General features: G+C 72.0%; 7 protein-coding genes. 4 read left to right on the plus strand and 3 right to left on the minus strand.

Features of this window, described 5'->3' with window-relative positions:
* Both ACE3Q3_RS21605 and ACE3Q3_RS21610 read right to left on the minus strand, forming a co-directional pair.
* The coding region (locus tag ACE3Q3_RS21605; RefSeq protein WP_374449460.1) for an MmgE/PrpD family protein at positions 1-617 on the minus strand (617 nt) is incomplete at its 3' end.
* Positions 618-632: 15 nt separating this feature from the next.
* Positions 633-2,690 carry a TRAP transporter large permease subunit gene (locus ACE3Q3_RS21610; RefSeq protein ID WP_374449461.1) on the minus strand — a complete coding sequence of 686 codons (2,058 nt, stop codon included), beginning with the start codon at positions 2,688-2,690 and terminating at the stop codon, positions 633-635.
* Positions 2,691-2,874: 184 nt separating this feature from the next.
* Between ACE3Q3_RS21610 and dctP the strand changes: the two genes are divergently transcribed.
* From dctP to msrB, 4 genes are all read left to right on the plus strand, one after another.
* Positions 2,875-3,903 carry a TRAP transporter substrate-binding protein DctP gene (gene dctP, locus ACE3Q3_RS21615; RefSeq protein ID WP_374449462.1) on the plus strand — a complete coding sequence of 343 codons (1,029 nt, stop codon included), beginning with the start codon at positions 2,875-2,877 and terminating at the stop codon, positions 3,901-3,903.
* 102 nt (positions 3,904-4,005) lie between these two features.
* Positions 4,006-4,689, plus strand: coding sequence for a GntR family transcriptional regulator (locus ACE3Q3_RS21620; RefSeq protein ID WP_374449464.1), 684 nt, complete (start codon positions 4,006-4,008; stop codon positions 4,687-4,689).
* A 125-nt stretch (positions 4,690-4,814) separates the two neighbouring features.
* Positions 4,815-6,329: a class I adenylate-forming enzyme family protein gene (locus ACE3Q3_RS21625; RefSeq protein ID WP_374449466.1), complete on the plus strand. Its 1,515-nt coding sequence runs from the start codon at positions 4,815-4,817 to the stop codon at positions 6,327-6,329.
* Between the two features lie 76 nt (positions 6,330-6,405).
* A complete protein-coding gene (gene msrB / locus ACE3Q3_RS21630; protein WP_374449468.1) occupies positions 6,406-6,804 on the plus strand; it encodes a peptide-methionine (R)-S-oxide reductase MsrB in 399 nt (132 codons plus the stop codon).
* Here msrB and ACE3Q3_RS21635 read toward each other — a convergent pair.
* Entirely contained in the window at positions 6,791-7,705 is a 915-nt protein-coding gene (locus tag ACE3Q3_RS21635) for a ketopantoate reductase family protein (protein ID WP_374449470.1), read from the minus strand. The genes msrB and ACE3Q3_RS21635 overlap by 14 nt on opposite strands.
* Positions 7,706-7,750 lie beyond the last annotated feature (45 nt).

The following is a 7,750-nucleotide window of genomic DNA, read 5'->3' on the forward strand; positions in this document are numbered from 1 at the left end:
GCGGCGTGGCCGACGCCGGTGCTCTTCGCCATCGTCCCCAGGGTCTCGACAAGCCCCGAGGACTGGGCCGAGGCGTTGCCGAGCGCCCACAGCATCCGCGCCGCGTCGAGGCCGAGCCGGCGGCCGATGGCGGCGGCGGCGCCGAACACGCCGCAGGTCGCCGTGATGTGCCAGCCGCGCGCGTAGTGCCAGGGCGAGACCGCGTTGCCGAGGCGGCATTCTACCTCGGTGCCGAGGACGAAGGCATGCAGCAGTTCGGCACCCGTCATCGGCCGCCGCTCCGCCCAGGCGAAGAGGGCCGGCGCCACCGGCGCCGAGGGGTGGATGATGGTGCCGGGATGGGTGTCGTCGAAGTCGAAGACGTTGCCGGCAAGCGCGTTCAGGTAGGCTGCCGTCATGCAGTCGACGCGCGTGGGCCGGCCGACGACCGTCGCCTCGGCCGGGCCCGAGAATGCCACCAGCACCGCTTCGGTGCGTCGCAGCGCGGCATCGGCGCTGCCGCCGAGCGCGGTGCCGACGACGTTGAGCACCGATCGCGTCGCCGCGTGGCGGACGGGCGCGGGCACGTCCTCCCAGCGCGATTCGACGAGGAAGCGGGCGAGGCGGCGCGAGACCATGCCGTGGGTTCCCCTCTAGCCGATCTGCTGCGGCAGCCAGGTGACGATGCCGGGGAAGGCATAGAGCAGCCAGATGAACCCCAGCATGACGAAGATGTAGGGCGTGACGCCGTAGGCGATGTCGCGGATCGGCACGTTGCCGCTCATGCCGCGGAGCACGAAGAGGACGAGCCCGACCGGCGGCGTCACCAGCCCGATCTCCACCAGCAGCACCAGCACGACGCCGAACCAGACCGGGTCGAGGCCGAGCGAGACGATGACGGGGAAGGTGACGGAGAGCGTCATCAGCATCATCGCGATCGACTCGATGAAGCAGCCGAGGACGAGGTAGATGCCGACGATGATGAGCATGACCAGCCACGGCGCGAGCTGGGCGTCGGTCACCACCTGCACCATCGCGCGCGGCAGGCGCAGGAAGTCGAAGACCCAGCTCATCGCCGCCGCGCCGACGACGATCAGCATGATGAAGGCGGTGACCTTCACCGTGTCGAACAGCGTCGCGTAGAAGGACGACCGGTCGAGCTTGCCGCGGCGGAGCGCCATGAAGAAGGCGGCGACGGCGCCGATCGCGCCCGCCTCGGTCGGCGTCGCGATGCCGAGATAGAGCGAGCCCAGCACCGCCACGATGAGGACGATGAACGGCAGTACGCCGACGGTCGCGCCGGCCTTGCGGTGCCAGGAATAGCTTTCCCCGCGCGGGATCGCCCGCGGCGAGACGAGCCCCCAGACCACCACCGTCGCCATGAACAGGGCCGACAGCAGCAGACCCGGGATGATGCCGGCGAGGAAGAGCTGGGTGACCGCCACGCCGACGACGTTGCCGTATATGATCATGGCGATCGAGGGCGGGATCAGGATGCCGAGCGTCGCCCCGGCGGCGACGACGCCGTAGGTGAGGCGCGGGCTGTAGCCGCGACGGACCATCTCGGGCGCCGCCACCGAGCCGAGCGTGGCGGCGGTGGCGAGGCTCGACCCGCAGACGGCGGCGAAGGTGGCGGCGGCGGCCACCGCGGAATGGGCGAGGCCGCCGCGGGTGCGGCCGAACCAGCAGACCAGCGCGTCGAAGAGGTCGGTGGTGATGCCGCTGCGCACCAGGAGCGCGCCCATCAGCACGAAGCTCGGCACCGCCGTCAGGGTGAAGTTGTTGATGCTGGTCCAGGCGCGATCGGCCAGCACCGGCAGCTGGGTCATCGGCAGCAGGAAATAGAGGCCGAGCAGGCCGACCAGCCCCATGGCGAAGGCGACGCGGACGCCGATCACGAGCAGCAGCAGCAGGGTCCCGCCGAGCAGGATCGCGAGCCACAGCATCGAGGCGCCGCGCGACGCCCAGAAGAGCAGGGCGAGGGCGCCGACGAGAAGGGAGACCGCGGCGGCGACCCGCCAGCCGCTCCACGCCAGCATGCCGACCATCACCGCCGCGACGATCGCCACCGTCCCCCAGTCGAGGCGGGTGCCGGGGATCCGCCAGTCGCTGCGGCCCATCCAGCAGAGGGTGGCGATCAGCGTGACCGCGACGACGGGGAGCGTCCATTGCGCGACGGCGCGCGCCGGCGGCCGCAGGCGGCAGATGTCGCTCAGGATGGCGGCGGCGAAGAGCACCAGGCCGACGGTCATCGGCAGTTGCGGCATCCATTGCGGGGTGCTGAGGAGCCCCCAGTCGCGCGCCCCGTGGACATATTCGAGGAAGGTGAAGCGGGCCGTGTGCCAGGCCGAGAAGGCCACGAACAGGAGCCCGAGCCACAGCCCCACCAGCTCGAGGAAGGCACGGGCGCCGCGACCGAGGCGATCGACCAGGGCTTCCACCTGGACATGGGCGTTGCCGCGCTGGGCCGCCGCCTGGCCGAGGAAGACGATGGCGACGAAGAGGTAGGTGCCGATCTCGGTCACCCAGGTCGTCGGAGCGTTGAAGACGTACCGCGACACCACCTCGTAGACGACGATCACGGTCATCGCGACCAGGGCGAGCGCGCCGAGGAAGCCCGCGAGGTCGGTCAGCCGGTCGATCCCGCGCACGACCGTCGGTCGGGCCGGGGCCGCGTCCGCATGCGGCGGCATGGCGATGGCGTCGGCCAAGGCGCGTCTCCCCCAGGGGCTCGTTGGCGTGCCCCGCGATCCCGGGGGCAGCGCCCGACGGTTAGCATGGCCCTCGCTTGACGCGCAATCCTATCGTCATATTGTATGATTGCATGATCGGTCTTGCGGACGTGCGGGCCGGGGGGCGGTCGCGCGGCCGCCCCGCTAGGGGAGGAGAACAGCGATGACGACGAGACTCGCCGCGAGATTCGCGGCCATGGCGATGGTGCTGGCGGCCCTGGCGCTGCCGGCTGGCGCGATAGCGCAGAAGATCGACCTGACGATGGGCATCATCGTGTCGCCGGGCGACGCCTATTCGGCGATGACGGCGAGCGTGCCCGAACGGGTCGCCAAGGCGACCAACGGCCGGGTCCAGGTCACGGTCAGCGATTCGCTGGTGGCGCCGGCCCAGATCGCATCGGCCGTGCGTGACGGGCGCCTGCCGATGTCGGCGGCGCTGCACACCTATCTGGCGGCCGACGAGCCGCGCATGGGCATCTTCAACCTGCCCGACCTCATCAACAACATCGAGGAGTACCAGAAGGTCCGCGACGCCTTCTGGGCCAAGGACGTCGCTCGGATCTGGGACGAGAAGTGGGGCGCGGTCGTGCTCGCCGAGGGCGCCTGGTGCCCGACCCGGCTCTTCTCCAAGACGCCGATCCATACCGTCGACGACTTCAAGAACAAGCGCCTGCGCGTCCACAACCCGCAGACGGCGGCCCAGATGAATGCGCTCGGCGCCAAGCCGGTCGCGATGTCGATGCTCGAGATCATGCCCGCCCTCGAACGCGGGGTGATCGACGGCGTCTTCACCTCGACCTGCGTCGGCGGTGCCATGGAACTGTGGCGCATCGCCAAGAACGTCCAGGACTGGGGCATCGGCCCGATCACCGGCTGGGCGATCCTCGTCAACAAGGCCGAGTGGGCCGGCATGGCGGCGGACGTCCGCCAGCAGATGCAGACCGCCATGGACGGCCTGCAGAAGGATGCGTTCGGCACCTACAACGCCTTCGTGCAGGCGGCGCTCGACAACATGAAGAAGCACGGGATCGAGCCGTGGACGGCGCCCGAGGCCGAGCGCAAGGCGATCAACGCCGCCCAATATTCCAAGGCGGCCTACGACAGCTGGTACGCGCGCGCCAAGGAGGTCGGGTTCGACGGCCCGGCCTACGTCAGCCGGGTGCGGGCGGCGCTCGGCAAGCCGGCGTCCTGAGCGCGGAGCCCGGAGGGTGCCGCCGCCGGGCTTGCGGGCCAGGGCGGCGGCATCGCATCGTCGGCGCTGGTCTTGCGTGCAGACGATCGGGACAGGGAAGCCATGAACGACGCGGCGGCGGATCATCAGTTCCGGGTCGAGCGGGTCGCGGCGCCGTTGCGCCAGAGCGTGACCGAGAGCATCCGCTACGCCATCGCCATCGGCCGCTTCCGGGCGGGCGAGCGCCTGCCGGAGCGCGAACTGTGCGAGATGACCGGAGTCAGCCGCACGCTGATCCGCGAAGCGCTGCGCCAGCTCGAATCCGAAGGGCTGATCCAAGTGCTGCCGCACCGCGGCCCCGTCGTCGCCCGCCTCAGCGTCGCGCAGGCAGAGGGCATCTACCAGGTGCGGATCGAGCTCGAGGGCCTCGCCTGCCAGCTTTTCGCCGAGCACGCCACCGCCGCCCAGCGGGCGGCGCTCGCCGCCGCCTTCGAGCGGCTCAAGGCATCCTTCGACGACAGCGATCCGCTCGCCCGGCTGCGGGCCAAGAACCATTTCTACGACTGTCTCGTCGACGGCTCCGGCAACGAGGCGCTGGGCATCAGCCTGCGCATGCTGAACGCGCGCGTGATGCTGCTCCGCGCCACCTCGCTGCAGGTGCCGGGTCGCAGCGCCGCCAGCATCGCCGAACTCTCCCAACTGATGGAAGCGCTCGAATCCCGCGACGGCGCCCGCGCCCGGGGGGCCGCGGCCGCGCATGTCCGCAACGCCGCCGCCGCCGCGATCGGCCTGCTGGCGGAGATGTGAGCCTGCCCGGACGACGGACGAGAGCCCGGCCCAGGCACGCGTTGGTGTGGACGGTTCCGCCGCCGATCAACCGGTGATATTGTCCCCGGCGGAGAGGCCGGGCCCATGTTCCCGATCCCGTTGCCATGATTCCCGCGGGCGGACCGGCGGCGCCGGCCGGAGGCGACTGCCTGTTCGCGCCGATCGCCCGGTTCGCCGCGACCGCGCCCCGCCGGCCGGCGATCGTGACGCCGCATGCGACGATCGACATGGCGCGCTTTCACGACAGGGCGCTGGCGGCCGCGGCATGGCTTGCCGGCCGGGGCTGCGGCCCGGGAATGGCGGTCGGGCTGTCCTACCCCGGCAATCCCGACCACCTCGTCCTGCTGCACGCCCTGGGCCGCCTCGGCGCGATCGTCCTGCCGCTCGACCGCACCGCGCCCTCGGCGGAGCGGCAGGCGCTGGCAAGGCGGGTCGGGGCCCGCCTCGTGGTCGGCGCGGCGGCGACGGACGCGCTGCCCGGCCTGCCGCTCGTCGCCGCCGACCCCGCGGCCTGGACGGCCGAGGGGCCGCTGCCGCCCCTGCCCACCGCCGACGCACCATGGCTGTTCTCGCTGTCGGCCGGCTCGACCGGGCAGCCCAAGGCCATGCTCTACACCCACCGCCACGAGATCCTGCGGATCACTCGGCTCGGCGGCCTGCTGGGCGCCGGGCCGGACGACCGCTACCTCGTCGTCGTCGACGTCGGCTTCAATCTCGGGCGGGTCGCGGCGCTGAGGATGCTGCACCATGGCGGCACGGTCGTCTTTCCGGAGGCGTTGCCGGACACCCGCGCGCTGGCCGAGGCGACGCGCCGCCACGGCATCACCTGGATGGTCCTGACCCCCGCCATGGTCGAGCAGATGCTCGCCGCCTGGCCAGGACCGGCGCCGCTGCTCGACCATGTCCGCTGCATCATCGTCTCCGGCGCCCGCCTGCCGCCCGAGACGCTGCGCGCCGCCCGCGCCCGTCTCGGCCGCGGCATCCATGTGCTCTACGGCACCAACGAGGTCGGCCCGATCTCGATCCTCCGGCCGGACGACGGCGCGCCGGACGACAGCGTCGGCCGGCTCGTCCCGGGGATCGAGGCGCTGGTCACGGACGACCGGTCGGTGCCGCTTGCGGCGGGTGCGGTCGGTGAGATCCGGTTTCGCGGCGACTGCATTCCCCCCGGCTACCATGCCGATGCCGAGGCCGACCGCCGCCATTTCCGGGGGGCCTGGTTCGTGCCGGGGGACCTGGCGACGATCGACGCGGCCGGGTTCGTGCGCCTGCGCGGGCGGACCGACGACGTCATCAACGTCGACGGCCGGAAGGTCTATCCGGTGGAGATCGAGGAGGCGCTGCGCAGCCACGACGCGGTGCTCGCCGCGGCGGCGGTCGGGCTGCCGATCGGCGGCGTCACCGTGCCCGCCGCGGCCGTGGTGCTGCGCCGCCCGGTCCGGCCCTCCGAACTGCGCCGGCACTGTGCCGCCCGGCTGGCCCCCTACAAGCTGCCGCGCCGGATCGTCGGCCTGCCGGCGATCCCGACGAACGAGCTCGGCAAGCTCGACCGGCCACGGCTGCTGGCCGCCCTGGCACCGACCGGCGCCGTCCCGACGCCGGCGATGCCGCGGACGTGAAGGCGGCCGGGGCTTTTGCATGGCGGCCGGCCTGCCGATATCGTCGGCGGCAGGATCTCCATCGAAAGGCCACGGCATGACCAGGACCTTCCCCGTGACCCGTACCGACGCCGAATGGCGGGCCCGGCTGACGCCCGAGCAGTACGCCGTGATGCGCCGCCACGGCACCGAGCGGCCCGGAAGCTGCGCACTGCTCTACGAGAAGCGGGCCGGACGCTTCGCCTGCGTCGGCTGCGACCAGCCGCTTTTCGAGGGCAAGGTCAAGTTCGAGAGCGGCACCGGCTGGCCGAGCTTCAACGAACCGCTTCCGGGCGCCGTCGAGAGCGAGTTCGACGGCTCGCACGGCATGATGCGCACGGAGGTGCATTGCGCCAACTGCGGCAGCCATCTCGGCCATGTCTTCGACGACGGCCCGCCGCCGACCTTCCAGCGCTACTGCATCAACGGCGTCGCGATGTACTTCATCCCCGCCTAGCGGGACCGGCGGCGTAGGTCGATTCCAGCAGCTTGACGATCGCCAGCAGGGCGCGGTTGACCGGCGTCGGGATGCCGAGTTCCGCGCCCTTGCGCACGACATAGCCGTTGAGATGGTCGATCTCGGTCGGCTTGCGGCGCGCCATGTCCTGGGCGGTCGAGGAATGCTGGCCGGGCATCGAGGCCGCGACGCCCAGCACGATGGCCTTGATGTCGGGGGCGAGCGCGATCCCGAGCCCGCGGGCCACCGCGACGCACTCGTCGACGACGTCCGCCATGACGTCGGTCACGCCCGGAACGGCGGTCATGTGGCCGTAGGACACCTGGGCGACGGCGGACAGGGCGTTGTGGGCGCAGTTGGTCACCAGCTTGCCCCACAGCGCCCGCGCCACCTCGCGCGAGACGGTGGTCGGGATGCCGGCGGCGGCGAACTGCGCGGCGACGGCGTCGCTCGCTGCCGACGGCCCGATGACGATGTCGCCGCGGCCGAAATGCCGGACGTGCCCGGGGCCGGCCGTGCCGGAGGCGACGTAGACGACCGTCGGCACCACCGGGCGCCCGAGCACGGCCGCCAGCCGCTCGGCATTGTCGACGCCGTTCTGGAAGGAGAAGACGGTGGCCCCGGGCGCAAGGTGGGGCCGGATCGCCGCCCCCGCCGCCTCGGTGTCGGTCGACTTGACGCAGAACAGCACGATCTCGGCGCCGGCGAGCACGGCCGGATCGGTCGCGGCGCGCACCGCGACCTCGCCGTCGAAGCCGTCCATCTCGAGACGGAGGCCGGACGCCCCGACCCGGTCGACGAGCGCCGGACGGCCGATCAGGGTCACGGCGTGGCCGGCCCTGGCGAGCATCGCCCCGTAGTAGCACCCGACCGCCCCCGCCCCCATGACGCCGATATTCATGCCTGCTCCCGCGGATGTTCCCCGTGACTGGACCCCCGCTTCTAC

It is taken from the genome of Allostella sp. (genome assembly GCF_041913585.1).
Classification (GTDB): domain Bacteria; phylum Pseudomonadota; class Alphaproteobacteria; order ATCC43930; family Allostellaceae; genus Allostella.